The following is a 19,244-nucleotide window of genomic DNA, read 5'->3' as shown; positions in this document are numbered from 1 at the left end:
ACAGCCGAGGATGCGGAATTTACCGAGCGTAAATGAGCATCCAAGGCTGTTTCGTTGTAACTGAGCCAGCGTATTCGTGAGTGAACAGGTTCTCCCAAGGAGATACAGAGTGAGTGAGCTAATTCGCGTACCCGACATCGGCAACGGTGAAGGTGAAGTCATTGAGTTGATGGTCAAGGTCGGTGATCGCATCGAAGCTGACCAGAGCGTCCTGACGCTTGAGTCCGACAAGGCAAGCATGGAAATCCCGGCCCCCAAGGCTGGTGTGATCAAAACCATGAAGGTCAAACTGGGCGATCGCCTGAAAGAAGGCGACGAGCTGTTCGAGCTGGAAGTCGAAGGCGAAGCCGCTGCTGCACCTGCCGAGGCTGCTCCTGCTGCCGCTCCGGCTGCTGCTGCCGAAAAACCGGCTGAAGCCGCACCGGCTCCAGCCGCTGCACCCGCGCCTGCCGCAGCGGCTTCGGTACAGGACATCCACGTGCCGGACATCGGCTCGTCGGGCAAGGCCAAGATCATTGAACTGATGGTCAAGGTCGGCGACAGCATCCAGGCCGATCAATCGCTGATCACCCTGGAGTCCGACAAGGCCAGCATGGAGATTCCTTCTCCGGCGGCAGGCGTTGTGGAAAGCATTGAAGTCAAACTGGACCAGGAAGTCGGCACCGGCGACCTGATCCTCAAGCTGAAAATCGAAGGCGCAGCCCCTGCCGCAGCGCCTGCGCAGGCTGCCAGCGCACCCGCGGCTGCACCTGCCAAGTCTGAAGCTGCACCGGCTCCGGCCGCTGCACCTGCTCCCAAGGCAGAAGCAGCACCGGCCCCTGCGTCACCGGCCAAAGACGGTGCCAAGGTCCATGCTGGTCCGGCGGTCCGCCAACTGGCCCGCGAGTTCGGCGTCGAACTGAACGCCGTCAGCGCCACCGGCCCCCACGGCCGTGTGCTGAAGGAAGACGTTCAAACTTACGTCAAGGCCATGATGCAGAAGGCCAAGGAAGCACCAGCAGGCGGCGCAAGCGGCGGCATGGGCATCCAGCCGATTCCTGAAGTTGATTTCAGCCGTTTCGGCGAAATCGAAGAAGTGCCGATGACCCGCCTGATGCAACTGGGCGCAACCGGTCTGCACCGCAGCTGGCTGAACATTCCGCACGTCACGCAATTCGACCAGGCCGACATCACCGAGCTGGAAGCCTTCCGCGTTGCGCAGAAAGGCGCTGCCGAAAAGGCTGGCGTCAAACTGACCGTGCTGCCACTGCTGCTCAAGTCCTGCGCACACCTGCTCAAGGAACTGCCGGACTTCAACGCCTCGCTGGCACCAAGCGGCAAGGCTGTGATCCGCAAGAAGTACGTCCACATCGGTTTCGCAGTAGACACCCCGGACGGCCTGCTGGTCCCGGTCATTCGTGACGTCGATCAGAAGAGCCTGCTGCAACTGGCTGCCGAAGCCGCTGCACTGGCTGAAAAGGCTCGCACCAAGAAGCTGACCGCCAACGACATGCAAGGCGCCTGCTTCACGATCTCCAGCCTCGGACACATTGGCGGCACTGGCTTCACGCCAATCGTCAATGCGCCGGAAGTGGCGATCCTGGGTGTTTCCAAGGCAACCATCCAGCCTGTCTGGGATGGCAAAGCCTTCCAGCCAAAACTGATGCTGCCTCTGTCGCTGTCCTACGATCACCGCGTGATCAATGGCGCCGCAGCTGCCCGCTTCACCAAGCGCTTGAGCGAATTGCTGGCGGACATCCGCACAATCCTGCTGTAAGCCCGAGCAGGCCCGTCTTATGGCGGGCCTTGCCGTACCTGTTTACGAGCTGCCACGCTCGAACCTCAACCCCGCCTTCGAGCGGGGCTTTTTTTGCCTGCTGATTCCCCGTCGTCCATCTGCTGCAACATGTCAGGGGCGCATGCCCATTCCGGACATGGACACGATCAGTTTTCCGACGCTCCGCCAATTTTAGGCTCAACAATACCCCCAACAAACACAGGCCTTTGCCTCCAATAACTGAATCGTTTCCACTATCCGACCAATTGCGCTGTAGAACACGCCTTTGCGGCCGACACTTTTATAGCACTAAGCCACCGCGGTCTCTTGTAAGCATGGGCCGCATGATGCAACCTTGCCATACGCGGAAAAGGGCCTTTGACCTAACGCGATCAGTATTCCGGAAGCGAGTTTGTTGATGAAAAGCCAAACCGATGCTGCCGGTAGAACCGCAGCCGAGGTAGTCACGCAATTGCCGGTACCTTCGCGCCTGGGCATGCTGCGTTTCGAGCGGCTTAACGAAGCCAATTGGGCGCTGTTGTATCTCGATTCTAATTGTGAAAAACAGTTCGGCCTGCCTGCTGTGGATCTCTGCGCCCTGATTGGATCGCCCTATGCCAGCCTGATGGAGCCGGAAGCCCGCTATCGGCTCCACGATGACGTTCAACTGCAACTCGCGTCCGCCAACAATTACCTGATCCGTTACACATTGCACACGCCCAGAGGCCCGGTTGGCCTGCTGGAAATCGGCGAAGCCTACAAGCAGCACAATCGTCACCTGCTGCGCGGGTATTTCCTGATGGTTGGAGAGCAACTGGCCGAAGCCGGTCACGCGGTCGAAACCGACCTGGAAACCCGCAACTCACGCCTGCAGATTGCCCTGGAGCTCAATCAACGTGCCCAGCGTGCCCAGTTCGCTCACCTTGAGCGCGTGAGAGCCCAGCAGGACCTGATCCTGCGCCTGACACGCCATCGCTACACGACCAGCAACACTCTGCTGGAAGCCGCCGAGCTGATCACCAAGAGCGCCTGCGACATCTATGACGTCGATCGGGCCAGCATCTGGAACCTCAACGACAAGTGCCTGGAGCCCATTGCTGACTACCGTCGGCAGACAGAAGGCTTCCAGCCGCGCACGACCATTGATATCAGCCAGTACCCCAACTACCTGCAGGCGCTGCACACCAGCCGGGCGATCGATGCCAATAACATTCAGTCCGACCCACGCACCCGGGAACTGGCCGAGAGCCTGAACCCCCTGCAGACCAACGCCATCCTCGACGCGAGCATTCGTATCGACGGCCAGGTCGTGGCAGTACTGTGCCTTGAGCAGACAGGCTCAACGCGTGAGTGGCAGTCCGACGAGATAGCCTTCGCCGGCGAACTGGCCGATCAGTTTGCGCAAGTGATCAACAACCTGAATCGCCGCGCCGCAACTAATGCCCTGCATCTGTTTCAACGTGCGGTCGAGCAAAGCGCCAACGCGTTTCTGCTGGTCAACTGCGACGGTGTGGTCGAGTACGTCAACCCAAGCTTCACGGCCATCACCCAATACAGCTCCGAAGAGGTCGCAGGCCGCAAGCTGTCGGAATTACCGGCGCTGGAGAACCTCAACGAGCTGCTGCTGGAAGCCAATTCCAGCCTGACCACCAGCAACAGCTGGCAGGGCGAGTTCAAGAGCCGACGCAAGAACCTTGAACCGTACTGGAGCCAGCTGTCGATCTCCAAGGTCTACGGCGACAATCGCGAGCTGACCCATTACATCGGTATTTACGAAGACATCACCCAAAGCAAGCTGGCCCAGCAACGCATTGAACGCCTTGCTTACACCGACAACCTGACCAACCTGGGTAACCGACCGGCATTCATCCGTAATCTGGACGAGCGCTTCGACCGCGACACCGACACGCCCATGAGCCTGCTGCTGGTCGACATCGATAACTTCAAGCGCATCAACGACAGCCTGGGTCATCAGACGGGCGACAAGCTGCTCATCAGCCTGGCTCGTCGTCTGCGCAATACCTTGAGCCCTACCGACGTGCTGGCGCGTTTTGCCAGCAACGAGTTCGCGGTATTGCTCGATAACAGCAGTCTGGAGGCCGGCCAGAACATTGCGATTCAGGTTCTGGAGACGCTCGACAAGCCAATGTTCGTCGACAACCAGTTGATCAGCGTGACGGGCTCGGTTGGTCTGGCCTGCGCGCCGCTGCACGGGCGCGATCCACAGACCCTGATGAAGAACGCCGGCCTGGCGCTGCACAAGGCCAAGGCCAACGGCAAGCATCAGGTGCAGGTGTTCACCGAAGCCCTGAACGCTGAGGCCAGCTACAAGTTGTTCGTAGAGAACAACCTGCGCCGCGCCCTGACGCAAAATGAGCTGGAGGTCTTCTATCAGCCCAAGCTGTGTCTGCTGTCGGGCAGGTTGACGGGCATGGAAGCGCTGTTGCGCTGGAATCACCCTGAAAAAGGCATGATTCGTCCCGACCAGTTCATCAGCGTGGCAGAAGAAACCGGCCTGATCATTCCGATCGGCAAGTGGGTTGCGCGTCAGTCGTGCCGCATGAGCAAAGACCTGACCGCTGCCGGCTTCGGTCGTCTGCAGGTGGCGATCAACGTCTCACCCAAACAGTTTTCCGACCCGGAGCTGGTGTCGTCGATTGCCTCGATCCTCAAAGAGGAAGAGCTGGACGCCTCGCTGCTGGAACTGGAGCTGACCGAAGGCCTGCTGCTGGAAGCCACCGAAGACACCCGCCAGCAACTGGACTCGCTGAAGAAGCTGGGCCTGTCGCTGGCCATGGACGACTTCGGCACCGGTTACTCGTCGTTCAGCTACCTGAAGAAATTCCCCATCGACGTGATCAAGATCGATCGCAGCTTCATCCGCGATATTCCGGATGACGAAGACGACATGGAAATCACCTCGGCAGTCATCGCCATGGCCCACAATCTCAAGCTCAAAGTAGTCGCCGAAGGCATTGAGACCGCCGCCCAGCTGGCGTTCCTGCGGCGTCATCGTTGCGACGTCGGGCAGGGTTATCTGTTCGACAAGCCGATCCCCGGCGAAGAGCTGATCGAGAAGCTGCAACGTTACCCGCGCCGACCGTCGGCCTGATCCCCCTTCCTGCACTCCGCTCTGTCGGGCACACTGTCGGTCTGTTTTTACGCGGCAGCACTTGTTTGTGCCACTCGCCGGACCTATGTAATCCCTTTCATTCGTCCTGGCCCCTGCTGCCTGTCTCTAAACGAGAGGATATGGTTCATGACTCTGCGCTCGGAAATTCTAGTGAACAAGAACGTACTGCCTACCGCTGAACAAGCATTGCCGGGCCGCGAAGCGCCTATGGCGCTGCCTGAAACCCATTACGTCAACGGCAACCCGCTGCTGGGACCGTTCACAAGCAACGTTGAATTCGCCATCTTCGGCATGGGCTGTTTCTGGGGCGCAGAACGTCGCCTGTGGCAACAGGAAGGTGTTGTGAGCACGGTCGTTGGTTACGCAGGCGGGTTCACGCCCAACCCGACCTACGAAGAAGTCTGCTCCGGCCTGACCGGCCACACCGAGGTGGTGCTGGTGGTCTACGAGCCTGAAAAAATCAGCTATGAATCGCTGCTCAAAGTGTTCTGGGAAGCGCACAACCCGACCCAGGGCATGCGTCAGGGCAACGACATCGGTACGCAATACCGCTCGGTGATCTACTGCACCACACCTGAGCAACTCGATACTGCAAAAGCCAGCGCCGACACCTTCCAGACAGAACTGAGCAAGGCCGGTCTGGGCGGGATCACCACCGAAATCGAACAGGCACCGACTGTTTACTTCGCCGAGGCGTATCACCAGCAGTACCTGGCGAAGAATCCGCAGGGTTATTGCGGTTTGGGCGGCACCGGGGTTTGTCTGCCGGCTTGAGGCATTGGAAGCTGATCGTACCCATGCGCTGAACGAAGGGTACGATCAGTCAGCGGTCAATTATTCCGCAATCAACCAATCCATCTTCCAGCCACCCTGGGTCTGGCCCAGGGTTTGGGCCAGGTACGGCATCAATTCGCGCAGTTCTTCTTCCAGTCCCCACGGCGGGTTGGCGATGGCCAGGCCTGAACCGTTGAGGCTGGCCGGGGTGTCCAGCGGGTGAACGTAGAGTTCAACACGCAGCAACTTGGGTGCGCCGGTTTCGGCCAGGTCCTGGTAGAAACGCCTGAGCAGGCGCGGATCCTTGATCGGGTACCAGATGGCCGCAACGGTCTGACGCATGCGCCCGATGGTTTCCTTCAGTGCCACCGCGCAGCGCTTCATTTCATCGAGCTGTTCGAACGGCGGATCAATGAGCATCACGGCACGCTTCTCGGCCACCGGCAGCAACGCGCGCGGCACATGCCAGCCTTCGCCCAGGTGAACGGCGACGCGGCGATCACCCTTCATGTTCTCTTTAAGCAGACGCCCGTCTTCGGGGTGCTTCTCGTTGAGCAACACGCGCTCGCGCTCGCGGGTCAGACGACGAGCCAGCTCGGGAGACCCCGGGTAGTAGCGCAGTTCGCCATCCGGGTTCATGTCGTGCAGCACTTGCAGGTAGTCGGCCGCCAGCGCTGGGACGTCTGTCGCTTCCCAGAGGCGACCGATGCCTTCCAGCCATTCGCCGGTACGGGTGGCCTGATCACCCTTGAGGTCGTAAAGCCCGAGGCCTGCGTGGGTATCGAGGTAGGCGAACGGCTGCTCCTTGCGCGCCATAAGGGCGATCAAGCGAGTCAGTGCGATGTGTTTGAACACGTCGGCGTGGTTGCCAGCGTGGTAGGCGTGACGGTAATTCATGGCAGCTCCTGGAAGGCTGCGCAGTTTAGCAAAACTGAGCGGTGAACAAGCATGGGTAACGCAACCTGACGCTTTCAAGCACGCGCGAACAGACGCGCAGCAGCAGGACGAGAACTGAAAACGACACGTTTATAGTCAATCCAGCCATCATTGGTGCCAGGGGGTTGCCCGGGCGCAGGGCTGCTACCAGAATCGAAGCACATTCGAACAAGGGAAGACACGCCATGATGCACGCGGACCTGATTGATCAAGAAGACCTGATTGGACAGTTCAGGGCGCTGGGCTTTGACATGCCCGGCGGTGCAACGGCCGAACAGGCCTGCGCGCACGTGGTCTGCGGCCTCAACGCAGAGCGCGCCACCGCGCTACGGCGCCTGGTCGAGCAACTGCTGACCGGCCGCGCAACCATCCTGCCCGCCGTACGTCAGGCCATCGACCAGCAACTGCTGCCCGCGCTGGCGACCTACAAGCAGAGTCAGGGCTAAGCTGAGTCGACGCTATCGCCGGCAAGCCGCCTCACACGGTGCAGAGTCTGCGGCAAGCCCGCATTTAACCCTGCGACAGGGTCTTGGCAATCACTTCCACCGTCGCACTGACCTGATCTTCGTAACGCGCCAGCTCGCCCTTGTGCTTGTCCTTCAGGTCGATCTGCTGCGAGCACAGGTTAAGTGCGGCCAGCACCAGCAACCGGTCGCCGATCAGCGTCGGGTACTTGCGCTTGGTGTCGGCCAGGGAAGCATTGAGCATCGCGGCGGCCTGCAAGAGTTTGACGTCTTCGCCTTCCGGCGCCTTCACCGAATACTGGTTGCCCAGAATGGAGAGAACGGTCACCCCGTTTCTGTCGAAGTTCATGCGCCGACAGCGCTTGCGCTGGTTGCGCGCTCGACCAGGGCCTGAATACGGGCTGCGGTGCTGCCCTGTTTTTCTTCCTGCTCCATCAGGCTCAGTTGCAAGCTGTCGTTCTCATCCCTGATTTTTGCCAGCTCGGCACTGAGCTGGGCATTCGTGTTCTGCAGGTTCTGGTTTTGTTGCACCAGATCACCAACAAGGTGTTCCAACTGGCTAAGGGAGGCTTCCAACATTCTGATTACTCGAGCAAATTTCAACGGGCGCACACGATAAAGAAAAGTCACTGCGCATGCCAGCGCTCAGGACATGGAGCACCGGCGTCTTACGTCATGGACACGTCGATAACGGAACGCATGGGGGGCTTGTGACTGCAATAACAGTTTCTTGTTCCGGCTGTTCGTCAGACCGGCCCGGCCTGCGACAAATACGCGCAGCCACAAGGCACATTGCCACACCCGGAAAGCCCCGATACCCAACGCTTTCAAGGCTTTGCGAGGCTAAAACGCCACGTATGAAAAAAACGTCATGAAACGAACAGGACCTGTTGAACTTTTTGTCCTCAAGACTTGAAGAGCATGACCGATAGGCACGCATTCGTAACACTTTTTTACTTTTGACGCATGGACCGCGCACCTGACTCTGGAAGCCCCTCTATGTCCCTTCGCAATATGAATATTGCTCCCCGCGCCTTTCTCGGCTTTGCCATGATCGGTGCGCTCATGTTGATCCTCGGCGTCTTCGCGCTTTCACAAATGAGCAAGATTCGCGGTGCGACCGAAGTGCTCGCCGATAACAACGTGCCCGCCATCAAAAGCCTGGACCGGTTTGCAGAAGTCAGCATCCGCCTGCGTGTGCTCTCCTATCGCCTGCTGGTCAACCGCGAGCCTGACGTCCAGCAGAAGACCATCGAACTGCTGGCCATGCGCAACAAACAGATCAACGATGCCCAAGCCATCTACGAGCGACTGATCAGCGACTCGAACGAGCGAGCGCTTTACAACCAGTACGTTCAGTTGTTGGGGGAGTACCGCGAGCTGGAGTCGCGCATGAAGACGCTGACCCTGGCCGACAAGGTCAAGGAGCTGCAGGACCTGCTTAACAACGAAATGCTCAGCAACTCGGATCAGATGAACGTGGTGCTGAGCAAACTGGTCGAGATCAATACCGTGCAGCTCACGCAGGTCAAGAAGCAGGCCGCCGACGAGTACGCCTCGGCCTTCAACCTCGTGATCGGCCTGCTGGTTGCCGCGACCCTGCTGACTATCGTGTTTGCCTGGATGCTGATCCAGAGCATCACCCGCCCGATTGCCGCAGCGCTAAGCGCAGCGGAAACCATCGCGCAAGGTAACCTGACGCACCCGATCAAAGTCGATGGTACCGACGAAGCGGGCCGCCTGTTGCTGGCGATGAAGACCATGCAGGACAAGCTGCGCGACACACTGCAGCGCATTTCCGGTTCAGCCACGCAACTGGCGTCTGCCGCCGAAGAATTGAACGCGGTGACTGACGAAAGCGCACGCGGTCTGGTGCAGCAGAATAACGAAATCGAACAGGCCGCTACGGCTGTCAACGAAATGACCAGCGCGGTGGAAGAAGTGGCGCGTAACGCGACCAGCACCTCCGAAGCCTCCCGCAACGCCACGGCCTCGGCAGGCGATGGCCGCGATCTGGTGCTGGAAACCGTCGGTGCCATCGAACGCATGAGCACCGACGTACAGGCAACCGCCGAGCTGATCGGCAATCTAGCCAATGAGTCCCGCGACATCGGCAAGGTGCTGGACGTGATTCGTGGCCTTGCAGACCAGACCAACCTGCTGGCGCTTAACGCTGCCATCGAAGCAGCCCGTGCCGGTGAAGCGGGTCGTGGTTTTGCCGTGGTCGCTGACGAAGTTCGCGCCCTCGCCCATCGTACTCAGCAATCGACCAGCGAAATCGAGCGCATGATCGGCAGCATTCAGGGTGGTACCGAGCAGGCCGTGAGTTCGATGCGCAACAGCACCGAACGTGCAGAGTCGACCTTGAACATCGCCAAGGGCGCGGGCCTTGCGCTGGACACGATCAATACCGCCGTGGAAGAGATCAACGAACGCAATCTGGTGATCGCCAGCGCGGCCGAAGAACAGGCACAAGTGGCACGTGAAGTGGACCGCAACTTGGTCAACATCCGCGACCTGTCAGCCCAGTCCACCACCGGCGCCAACCAGACCAGCGCAGCCAGTACCGAACTGTCGCGCCTGGCGGTTGATCTGAACAGCATGGTGGGGCGATTCAGCCTTTGATCAGCGCCGTTTCCGTGCTCAGCACCTGCTCCTGAGCACGGACACGTCTCTACAGTCTTACGCTCGCAAAGGTCGATTCATTGCGTGCCTGACTGAGCGCCGACATCGGCCCCGACAGCGGTGCCAGCACCAGCGCCTGCGGAATAGGCATCATGGCCACCTGCTGTGCGGTGTTGGAGCCCACACGCTCGTCACGTGGCGGAATGCCGAAGTATTCGCGGTAGCACTTGGAGAAGTGCGGCGTGGAGACAAAGCCGCAGACCGACGCCACTTCGATGATCGACATCGGCGTCTGCTTCAGCAGTTGCCGGGCGCGAATCAGGCGCAGTTTCAGGTAATAGCGCGACGGCGAACAATGCAGGTATTTCTGGAACAGACGCTCCAGTTGCCGGCGTGAAACGGCGACGTACACGGCCAGTTCATCCAGGTCGATCGGCTCTTCGAGATTAGCCTCCATCAGCGCGACAATTTCCTGAAGCTTGGGCTGATTGGTGCCCAGCATGTGCTTGAGCGGCACGCGCTGATGGTCCTGTTCGTTGCGGATACGCTCGTAGACGAACATCTCGGAAATCGCAGCCGACAGCTCGCGACCGTGATCACGGCTGATCAGGTGCAGCATCATGTCCAGCGGCGCGGTGCCGCCGGAGCTGGTGAAACGGTTGCGGTCCAGAGTAAACAGGCGCGTGCTCATGGCCACACGCGGGAAGGCCTCCTGCATCGAGGCCAGGCACTCCCAGTGCACGCTGCAATCGAAACCATCCAGCAGCCCTGCGCAGGCCAGCGCCCAGCTGCCGGTGCACACAGCACCGAGACGACGGGACTGACGCGCCTGACTCTGCAGCCAGCTCACGTGCTCGCGGGTGACGGTACGCTGAATGCCGACGCCGCCGCAGACAATGACCGTGTCCATGACCGGTGCCTGATGCATCGCCGCATCCGGGGTGATCTGCAGACCGTCACTGGCCCAGACCTGGCCACCGTCCACGCTCAGTGTGGTCCAGCGATACAGCTCACGACCCGAGAGTTGGTTGGCCATTCGCAGGGGTTCTACCGCTGACGCAAGAGAGATCAGTGTGAAGTTATCCAGCAGCAGAAAACCGATGGACTGTGGGGCTCGGTTCTGGGGTTGAGTCCCTTGATTGAACGATGTCATCACACTATCTCCTTTGACGTGGCGGGATTGGCCTCAGGCGAGGCTCTTGTTATGGCCCTCATGAATGCAGGGCTTTGCAATGACATCGCAAATCCCGTGCCTGAATTTGATCAGGCATTCAATAACCCCTGAAAACGACGTCGCGATGCGTCTATCCGGTCGCGACCGGCCTGTCTGTTTGCGACTTTGAGGCCCCCGCACGGCAGCGTAGGGTGAGCAATTCGGTAGCACTTGAAGGAAACGTGCAGGGAAGGCGTGGCTGGGGAGTGATACTCAAAGCACAGGGTCGTGGGCCATTCGCCATGTTCGATCTGCGCGCTAAAAGGTGGCGACGATCAGCGCGTGTGTTCAAAAATCGAGCGGCCGTTTAAGGTCGCAAGGTAGAGCCATGATCCTGCCATCCCGGAACTAACCCCGGCCAAAACCCTCAAACAGACCGCGCTCGCGAAAGCGCTGCACGAACAAACGGGTTCCTGACCGGTTTGTTCAGCCCCCTGAGCCTGCGCCCGGCTCTGCTACGCTAGAGCCGCATTGCCCGCAGCATGGGCCATCGCACAAGCGCTCGACGCCTGGCACCGACACGCTCATACCCACCAGCGCCAAAGGCTTCGAGCCGCGTAACCCGCAACCGTTTTGGCCGTTTTCGGGCAGTTCCACCCCTGCAGAAGTGCGCTTGCACGATGGAACAAATCTGTAAGCGACCTTGCGCACACTGGATGCGACCCCGCCTGTACTGGATACGACGCCCCCAGTATGCGTTTGATTTTGCCTGTTACATGATCGACCTCGACTCGATCGCCAGGCGCAGTGATGGAGCTTCGCGAAATGCATCGCCAACACATAAGTCGCGTCAGCGCTCACCTGCTGATAACCAAGAAAAACTCACAGGAGTCCACCCCATGAAAGGTTCCAAATCGTTGCTGTTGGTCGCCACACTCTGTGTTCCGGTGCTGGCACAGGCCGCCGAACCAGAAGCCTGTCATACCGTGAACTTCTCCGATGTCGGCTGGACCGACATCACGGTCACCACCGCAGTGACCAGCGCCGTACTCGAATCGCTCGGCTACAAGACCAAGACCACCATGATTTCCGTACCGGTGACCTACAAGTCGCTGGCCGACGGCAAGAACATGGACGTGTTCCTGGGCAACTGGATGCCGACCATGGAAAACGACATCAAGGCTTATCGCGAAGCCGGTACTGTCGACACCGTCCGCGCCAACCTGGAAAACGCCAAGTACACGCTGGCCGTGCCTGAAGCGCTCTACAACAAGGGTCTGAAAGACTTTGCCGATATCGCCAAATTCAAAAAAGAACTGGACGGCAAGATCTACGGCATCGAACCGGGTAACGACGGCAACCGTCTGATCCAGAGCATGATCGACAAGAACGCTTTCGGCCTGAAGGACGCAGGCTTCAAAGTAGTGGAGTCCAGCGAAGCCGGCATGCTGTCGCAGGTTGATCGCGCGGCACGCCGCAACACCGACGTGGTGTTCCTGGGCTGGGAACCGCACCCGATGAACACCCGCTTCAAGATGAAGTACCTGACCGGTGGCGATGACTTCTTCGGCCCCAACTATGGCCAGGCCACCATCTACACCAACACCCGCAAGGGCTACAGCCAGGAATGCAGCAACGTAGGCCAATTGCTCAAGAACCTCTCGTTCACCCTGGACATGGAAAGCACGCTGATGGGTAACGTGCTCGACGACAAAATCAAACCTGATGCCGCTGCCAAGGCGTGGATCAAGAAGAACCCTCAAGTGCTCGACACCTGGCTCGCCGGCGTAACCACCGTTGACGGCAAACCAGGGCTGGAGGCTGCCAGGGCCAAGCTGACCCAGTAAGCCGGCGGCAGGCGGGCATGCCCCGCCTGCTGTCCTCATTTTTCCCCGCAAGCGGACAATCACTATCATGCTGACTGATCACAAAATCCCTTTGGGCGAGTACATGGCGGCGTTCGTCGACTGGTTGACGCGCAACGGCGCCGACTACTTCGACGCGATTGCCTCCACACTGGAAATGATGATCCACGGGCTGACCTTCGCTCTCACCTGGTTCAACCCGCTCGTACTGATTGGCCTGATCGGCGCACTTGCACACTTCATCCAGCGCAAATGGGGCCTGACGGTGTTCGTCATCCTCTCGTTCCTGCTGATCCTGAACCTGCACTACTGGCAGGAAACCATGGAAACCCTGGCGCAGGTGCTGTTCGCCACGATGGTCTGCGTGGTCATCGGTGTGCCGCTGGGCATCATTGCCGCGCACAAGCCGATGTTCTACACGGTCATCCGCCCGCTGCTCGATCTGATGCAGACGGTGCCCACTTTCGTTTATCTGATTCCGACCCTCACGCTGTTTGGCCTGGGCGTGGTGCCCGGCCTGATTTCAACGGTGGTGTTCGCCATCGCCGCACCGATCCGCCTGACGTACCTGGGCATCCGCGATGTGCCTCATGAGCTGCTGGACGCGGGCAAGGCCTTTGGCTCTTCGCGTCGCCAATTGCTGACACGAATCGAACTGCCCTATGCGATGCCAAGCATTGCGGCCGGCATCACCCAGTGCATCATGCTGTCGTTGTCGATGGTGGTGATCGCGGCACTGGTCGGTGCTGACGGCTTGGGCAAACCTGTGGTCAACGCATTGAACACGGCTGATATCGCCCTGGGCTTCGAAGCAGGCCTGGCCATCGTATTGCTCGCCATCATGCTCGACCGTATCTGCAAACAACCTGAAGCCAAGGCAGGGTCCGACGCATGAGCATCATCAAATTCGACAAGGTAGATGTCATCTTCTCCAGGGACCCGCGTGAGGCCCTCAAGCTGCTGGACGAAGGCCTGACGCGTGACCAGATCCTCAAGAAAACCGGGCAGATCGTGGGTGTGGAAAAAGCCACCCTGGAAATCGAAAAAGGCGAAATCTGCGTCCTGATGGGCCTGTCCGGCTCCGGCAAGTCCAGCCTGCTGCGCTGTATCAACGGCCTCAACACCGTAAGCCGTGGCTCGCTGTTCGTCGAGCATGAAGGCTCGCAGATCAACATCGCCAACTGCACGGCAGCCGAACTGAAAATGATGCGCACCCAGCGCATTGCGATGGTCTTCCAGAAGTTCGCCCTGATGCCCTGGCTGACAGTGCGCGAGAACATCAGCTTTGGCCTGGAAATGCAGGGTCGTCCCGAGAAGGAACGACGCAAGCTGGTGGACGAAAAGCTGGAGCTGGTGGGCCTGACCCAGTGGCGCAACAAGAAGCCCGACGAACTTTCAGGCGGCATGCAGCAGCGTGTGGGCCTGGCCCGTGCACTGGCGATGGACGCAGACATTCTGTTGATGGATGAACCGTTCTCGGCGCTCGACCCGCTGATTCGTCAGGGCCTGCAGGACGAACTGCTGGCGCTGCAAAGCAAGCTGAGCAAGACCATCGTGTTCGTCAGCCATGACCTGGATGAGGCGCTGAAACTGGGCAGCCGTATCGCGATCATGAAAGACGGCCGCATCGTGCAATACAGCGTACCGGAGCAGATCGTGCTCAACCCGGCGGATGAATACGTGCGCACGTTCGTTGCTCACACCAACCCGCTCAACGTGTTGTGCGGCCGCAGCCTGATGCGCACCGTCGATCAGTGCACCCAGGTCAATGGCTCGGTGTGCCTGGATCCGGGGGGTGATTCCTGGCTGGACCTGGCCGAAGGCAATGTGATCAAGGGCGCACGTCAGGGCACGGGCTCGCTGGATCTGCAGAACTGGACACCGGGCCAGGACGTCAGCACCCTCGACCGCCGTCCGACCCTGGTGCACTCCAACATCGGCATGCGCGACGCGTTGCAGATCCGCTACCAGACCGGCAACAAACTGGTCTTGCAGGATGGCAACCAGGTTGTCGGCATTCTCGGGGATACCGAGCTGTACCACGCACTGCTGGGCAAGAATCACGGTTGATGCGACGGATTTGTATCGACTGATACGGTGCCTCAGCAGCTTTGATACAGCGCCGCCGCTCAGCAAACACATAACCGTGGGAGGCGGCTTGCCGGCGATTGCGTCAGTTCAGTCAATTCAGTCAATGACGGGTCGCCTGAAAAATCGAATCGCCGGCAAGCCGCATCCCACGTACAGATAGCGCTCCTTCAGTATGTTTACGTCCGCTTCAAACGACGCCTCAAGAACGGGCTCTGAAAGGCCTCTCGGTATGTCCATCGCCTTTTATTGATTGATCGTTCAATTAAAAATCTTTAGACTGTGCCAGCCATTTCGGTATAACGATCACTTCAGTCACTCGGGAGAATCGCGACTATGCCAAAGGTCGGTATGCAACCCATCCGCCGCCAACAGTTGATCCAGGCCACGCTTACCGCGGTCGATCAGGTCGGCATGGGCGACGCCAGCATTGCCCTGATCGCCCGTCTTGCAGGCGTTTCGAACGGCATCATCAGTCACTACTTTCAGGACAAGAACGGCCTGATTGCAGCCACCATGCGCCACTTGATGAACGCGCTGATCCAGACCGTCAATGAACGCCGCCAGGCCCTGACCGACGACAGCCCGCGTGCGCACCTGCAAGTGATAATCGAAGGCAACTTCGACGCCAGCCAGGTCAACGGCCCGGCCATGAAAACCTGGCTCGCCTTCTGGGCAACCAGCATGCATCACCCGTCGCTGCATCGCTTGCAGCGCATCAATGATCACCGTTTGTATTCGAACCTGTGCTGTCAGTTCCGCCGCGTCCTGCCGCTGGAACAGGCACGCAACGCGGCCCGCGGGCTTGCGGCCCTGATCGATGGGCTGTGGCTGAGAGGCGCGCTGTCAGGCGATGCATTCGACACCGAGCAAGCGCAACGGATCGCTTACGAATACATGGATTTCCAATTGGCGAAATCGGCGAACTGAGCGCTTTCGAAGCGCCTTCACCGAACGACTGCATCGCAGTGTTGCCCAATGATTCCGGCACACTGAAATCAGTCATCGCCTCCCCCACTGAATTTGCGAGGACTTTATGGCCCGTTTTGAATTGCAAAAACTCTACATCGACGGCGGTTATGTCGATGCCAGCAACACCGAGACCTTCGACTCCATCAACCCGGCAAACGGCGAAGTGCTGGCCAAGATCCAGCGCGCCAGCCAGGAAGATGTCGAGCGCGCCGTGGTCGCCGCCGAGAAAGGCCAGAAAATCTGGGCCGCCATGACCGCAGTCGAGCGTTCGCGCATCCTGCGTCGTGCTGTGGACATCCTGCGCGAGCGCAACGATGAACTGGCCGCACTGGAAACCCTGGACACCGGCAAGGCCATCTCGGAAACCCGTTACGTCGACATCGTCACCGGCGCTGATGTGCTGGAATACTACGCAGGCCTGGTGCCCGCCATCGAAGGCGAGCAGATTCCGCTGCGCGACTCCTCCTTCGTCTACACCCGCCGCGAGCCGCTGGGTGTGGTAGCCGGGATCGGCGCGTGGAACTACCCGATCCAGATCGCCCTGTGGAAGTCCGCACCGGCGCTGGCTGCGGGCAACGCAATGATCTTCAAGCCCAGTGAAGTCACTTCGCTGACCACGCTGAAACTGGCTGAAATCTACACCGAAGCTGGCGTGCCGAATGGCGTGTTCAACGTGTTGACCGGCAGCGGCCGCGAAGTCGGCACCTGGATCACCGAGCACCCGCGCATCGAGAAAGTCTCCTTTACCGGCGGCACCGACACCGGCAAGAAAGTCATGGCCAGCGCCTCGAGTTCTTCGCTCAAGGAAGTGACCATGGAACTGGGCGGCAAGTCGCCGCTGATCGTGTTCGACGACGCCGACCTGGATCGCGCCGCCGACATCGCGATGATGGCCAACTTCTATAGCTCGGGTCAGGTCTGCACCAACGGCACTCGCGTGTTCGTGCCGAACGTGCTGAAAGCCGAGTTCGAGGCGAAAATCCTGGAGCGCGTCAAACGTATTCGCGCCGGCAACCCGGAAGACGAAAACATCAATTTCGGCCCGCTGGTCAGCTTCGAGCACATGGAAAGCGTGCTGGGCTACATCGCCAAAGGCAAGGAACAAGGCGCACGTCTGCTGTGTGGCGGCGAGCGACTGACGGGCGGTGATTTCGCCAAGGGCGCCTATGTCGCGGCGACCGTTTTCACCGATTGCACCGACGACATGACCATCGTGCGCGAAGAGATCTTCGGCCCGGTCATGAGCATCCTCGGCTACGACACCGAAGACGAAGTCGTGCGCCGTGCCAATGACACCGATTTCGGTCTGGCTGCTGGCATCGTGACCCGCGACCTGAACCGCGCACACCGCGTGATTCATCTGCTGGAAGCGGGCATTTGCTGGATCAACGCCTGGGGCGAGTCGGCGGCACAGATGCCGGTTGGCGGTTACAAGCAGTCGGGCGTGGGTCGTGAAAACGGCATTAGCTCGCTGGCCCAGTACACACGGATCAAATCGGTACAGATCGAGCTGGGTGACTACGCGTCGGTTTTCTAAGGCTCGTTAAGCTGGATTTCGTCTGAGGCGAGGCCTTCGCGGACACATCCGCTCCCACAGATACACCCGTGGGAGCGAACTTGCCCGCGAAAGGCCCCCTCAAGTAGCGCACTAGCATGGGGTGCTAGGGGTCGAGTCAACAGTGGCTCGACCCGCGCTGAATTGCATTTGCCCCACCTACCTTGAAGAGGGCGCATTTATGTCCCAGGAATTCGATTACATCATCATTGGTGCCGGCTCGGCCGGTAACACCCTGGCAGCCCGTCTCACCGAAGACGAAGGCGTCACCGTTCTGCTGCTGGAAGCCGGCGGCCCGGACTATCGTCTGGACTTCCGCACCCAGATGCCTGCTGCGTTGGCTTTTCCGCTGCAAGGCCGTCGCTACAACTGGGCGTACGAGACCGAGCCAGAGCCGCACATGAACAACCGCCGCATGGAGTGCGGTCGCGGCAAGGGCCTTGGCGGCTCGTCGCTGATCAACGGCATGTGCTACATCCGTGGCAACGCGATGGACTACGACGGCTGGGCTAAAGAGCCGGGCCTGGAAGACTGGAGCTACCTCGACTGCCTGCCGTACTTCCGCAAGGCCGAGACCCGCGACATCGGTGCCAACGATTATCACGGCGGCGAAGGTCCGGTCAGCGTCACCACACCCAAGGCTGGCAATAACCCGTTGTTCAACGCCATGGTCGAGGCCGGTGTACAGGCTGGTTATCCGCGCACCGATGACCTGAACGGTTATCAGCAGGAAGGCTTTGGTCCGATGGACCGCACCGTGACGCCTAAAGGCCGTCGCGCCAGCACCGCGCGCGGCTATCTGGACGAGGCGAAAAAGCGTTCGACGCTGACCATCGTCACGCACGCACTGACCGACCGCATTCTGTTCGAAGGCAAGCGTGCCATCGGCGTGGCGTATCTGGTGGGCGACAGCGACACCCGCATCGAAGCCCGCGCACGCAAGGAAGTTCTGCTGTGTGGTGGCGCAATTGCCTCGCCGCAGATTCTGCAACGCTCCGGCGTCGGTCCTGCCGAACTGTTGAACAAGCTGGACATTCCCGTGGTTCACGACCTGCCGGGCGTCGGCCAGAACCTTCAGGATCACCTGGAGATGTACCTGCAATACGCCTGCACGCAGCCTGTATCGCTCTACCCGTCCCTGATGTGGTGGAACCAGCCTGCGATCGGCGCAGAGTGGATGTTTCTGGGCACCGGTATCGGCGCCAGCAACCAGTTCGAAGCGGGTGGTTTCATCCGTTCGAGCGAGGCGTTTGAATGGCCGAACATTCAGTACCACTTCCTGCCGGTCGCCATTAACTACAACGGCACCAAGGGCGTTCAGGAACATGGTTTCCAGGCGCACGTCGGTTCGATGCGTTCGCCAAGCCGTGGCCGCGTGCACGTCAAATCCAAGAACCCGCGTGAGTACCCGAGCATTCTGTTCAACTACATGGCCAGCGAGCAGGACTGGCAGGAGTTTCGCGACGGCATCCGCCTGACCCGCGAAATCATGCAGCAGCCTGCGCTGGATCCGTACCGTGGCCGCGAAATCAGCCCCGGCATTGACGTGCAGTCGGACGAGGCGCTGGACAAGTTCGTGCGTGAACATGCCGAGACGGCCTATCACCCTTCGTGCTCCTGCAAGATGGGCACCGACGAGATGGCGGTGGTCGATGGTCAGGGCCGCGTGCATGGCATGCAGAGCCTGCGTGTGGTGGATGCGTCGATCATGCCGATCATCACCACGGGCAACCTGAACGCGCCAACGATCATGATCGCCGAGAAAATCGCCGACAAGATCCGCGGTCGCCAGCCCCTGCCGCGCAGCACAGCGGACTACTTCGTGGCCGGCGACAAGCCCGCGCGTGGCAAGCCGTTGCGTGAGATCACGCACCAGGCGTAATTGATCATGCTCGTGCTCTGCGTCCTCTCCAAGAGCAGACG

At 59.8% G+C, this 19,244-nt stretch carries 15 protein-coding genes and 1 pseudogene; 12 read left to right on the top strand and 4 right to left on the bottom strand.

Translation table 11 applies throughout. The annotated features are described in order from the left end of the window. The first annotated feature begins 109 nt into the window (after positions 1–109). From aceF to msrA, 3 genes are all read left to right on the top strand, one after another. A complete protein-coding gene (aceF, locus tag H8S56_RS22590; RefSeq protein WP_187519843.1) occupies positions 110–1,756 on the top strand; it encodes a dihydrolipoyllysine-residue acetyltransferase in 1,647 nt (548 codons plus the stop codon). 418 nt (positions 1,757–2,174) lie between these two features. Then, a complete protein-coding gene (locus tag H8S56_RS22585; RefSeq protein WP_024687351.1) occupies positions 2,175–4,868 on the top strand; it encodes a sensor domain-containing phosphodiesterase in 2,694 nt (897 codons plus the stop codon). Between the two features lie 147 nt (positions 4,869–5,015). Then, positions 5,016–5,663 (top strand): peptide-methionine (S)-S-oxide reductase MsrA, encoded by a 648-nt coding sequence (gene msrA / locus H8S56_RS22580; protein ID WP_024687350.1) that lies wholly within the window; start codon positions 5,016–5,018, stop codon positions 5,661–5,663. 60 nt (positions 5,664–5,723) lie between these two features. Here msrA and H8S56_RS22575 read toward each other — a convergent pair whose 3' ends face one another. Then, the gene (locus tag H8S56_RS22575) at positions 5,724–6,560 is read right to left on the bottom strand and encodes a 23S rRNA (adenine(2030)-N(6))-methyltransferase RlmJ (protein WP_024687349.1); all 837 of its coding nucleotides are present in this window, start codon (positions 6,558–6,560) and stop codon (positions 5,724–5,726) included. Between the two features lie 224 nt (positions 6,561–6,784). Between H8S56_RS22575 and H8S56_RS22570 the strand changes: the two genes are divergently transcribed. Then, positions 6,785–7,045 (top strand): hypothetical protein, encoded by a 261-nt coding sequence (locus tag H8S56_RS22570; protein WP_024687348.1) that lies wholly within the window; start codon positions 6,785–6,787, stop codon positions 7,043–7,045. A gap of 64 nt (positions 7,046–7,109) precedes the next feature. Here H8S56_RS22570 and H8S56_RS22565 read toward each other — a convergent pair whose 3' ends face one another. Together H8S56_RS22565 and H8S56_RS22560 are read right to left on the bottom strand one after the other, a co-directional pair. Next, positions 7,110–7,412 carry a cell division protein ZapA gene (locus H8S56_RS22565; RefSeq protein WP_024686524.1) on the bottom strand — a complete coding sequence of 101 codons (303 nt, stop codon included), beginning with the start codon at positions 7,410–7,412 and terminating at the stop codon, positions 7,110–7,112. Further along, the gene (locus H8S56_RS22560; RefSeq protein WP_024686523.1) at positions 7,409–7,642 is read right to left on the bottom strand and encodes a hypothetical protein; all 234 of its coding nucleotides are present in this window, start codon (positions 7,640–7,642) and stop codon (positions 7,409–7,411) included. Before H8S56_RS22560 ends, H8S56_RS22565 begins: the two co-directional genes overlap by 4 nt. A 387-nt stretch (positions 7,643–8,029) precedes the next feature. Here H8S56_RS22560 and H8S56_RS25090 point away from each other — a divergent pair. Both H8S56_RS25090 and H8S56_RS25085 read left to right on the top strand, forming a co-directional pair. After that, positions 8,030–8,833, top strand: a pseudogene (locus H8S56_RS25090) (MCP four helix bundle domain-containing protein); the annotation flags it as partial. Beyond that, positions 8,816–9,688 (top strand): methyl-accepting chemotaxis protein, encoded by an 873-nt coding sequence (locus H8S56_RS25085; protein WP_408003843.1) that lies wholly within the window; start codon positions 8,816–8,818, stop codon positions 9,686–9,688. The pseudogene H8S56_RS25090 and the gene H8S56_RS25085, both read left to right, overlap by 18 nt. Positions 9,689–9,737: 49 nt before the next feature. Here the strand turns inward: H8S56_RS25085 and gbdR are convergent, their stop codons facing one another. Beyond that, positions 9,738–10,841, bottom strand: coding sequence for a choline metabolism transcriptional regulator GbdR (gbdR, locus tag H8S56_RS22550; protein ID WP_024685776.1), 1,104 nt, complete (start codon positions 10,839–10,841; stop codon positions 9,738–9,740). 899 nt (positions 10,842–11,740) lie between these two features. On the opposite strand from gbdR, the gene H8S56_RS22545 reads away from it, so the two are divergent. The 6 genes from H8S56_RS22545 (at position 11,741) to betA (ending at position 19,203) form a co-directional block, all read left to right on the top strand. Beyond that, positions 11,741–12,688 (top strand): choline ABC transporter substrate-binding protein, encoded by a 948-nt coding sequence (locus tag H8S56_RS22545; RefSeq protein WP_187519841.1) that lies wholly within the window; start codon positions 11,741–11,743, stop codon positions 12,686–12,688. 64 nt (positions 12,689–12,752) lie between these two features. Further along, positions 12,753–13,601: a choline ABC transporter permease subunit gene (gene choW, locus H8S56_RS22540; RefSeq protein WP_187519855.1), complete on the top strand. Its 849-nt coding sequence runs from the start codon at positions 12,753–12,755 to the stop codon at positions 13,599–13,601. Then, on the top strand, positions 13,598–14,776 hold the full coding sequence (choV, locus tag H8S56_RS22535) for a choline ABC transporter ATP-binding protein (RefSeq protein WP_024685773.1): 1,179 nt from the start codon (positions 13,598–13,600) through the stop codon (positions 14,774–14,776). The genes choW and choV overlap by 4 nt, the downstream gene beginning before the upstream one ends. A 354-nt stretch (positions 14,777–15,130) precedes the next feature. Further along, entirely contained in the window at positions 15,131–15,724 is a 594-nt protein-coding gene (betI, locus tag H8S56_RS22530; RefSeq protein ID WP_024686424.1) for a transcriptional regulator BetI, read from the top strand. Positions 15,725–15,830: 106 nt separating this feature from the next. Beyond that, positions 15,831–17,303, top strand: coding sequence for a betaine-aldehyde dehydrogenase (gene betB, locus H8S56_RS22525; RefSeq protein WP_187519840.1), 1,473 nt, complete (start codon positions 15,831–15,833; stop codon positions 17,301–17,303). A 199-nt stretch (positions 17,304–17,502) separates the two neighbouring features. Beyond that, positions 17,503–19,203, top strand: a complete 1,701-nt coding sequence (gene betA, locus H8S56_RS22520) for a choline dehydrogenase (protein ID WP_024694545.1) — start codon at positions 17,503–17,505, stop codon at positions 19,201–19,203. Positions 19,204–19,244: the final 41 nt, after the last annotated feature.

This window comes from Pseudomonas triticifolii (assembly GCF_014358015.1).
Taxonomy (GTDB): Bacteria; Pseudomonadota; Gammaproteobacteria; order Pseudomonadales; family Pseudomonadaceae; genus Aquipseudomonas; species Aquipseudomonas triticifolii.
Note: the sequence above shows the minus strand (reverse complement) of the source record. Positions and strands in the feature narration are given on the sequence as shown.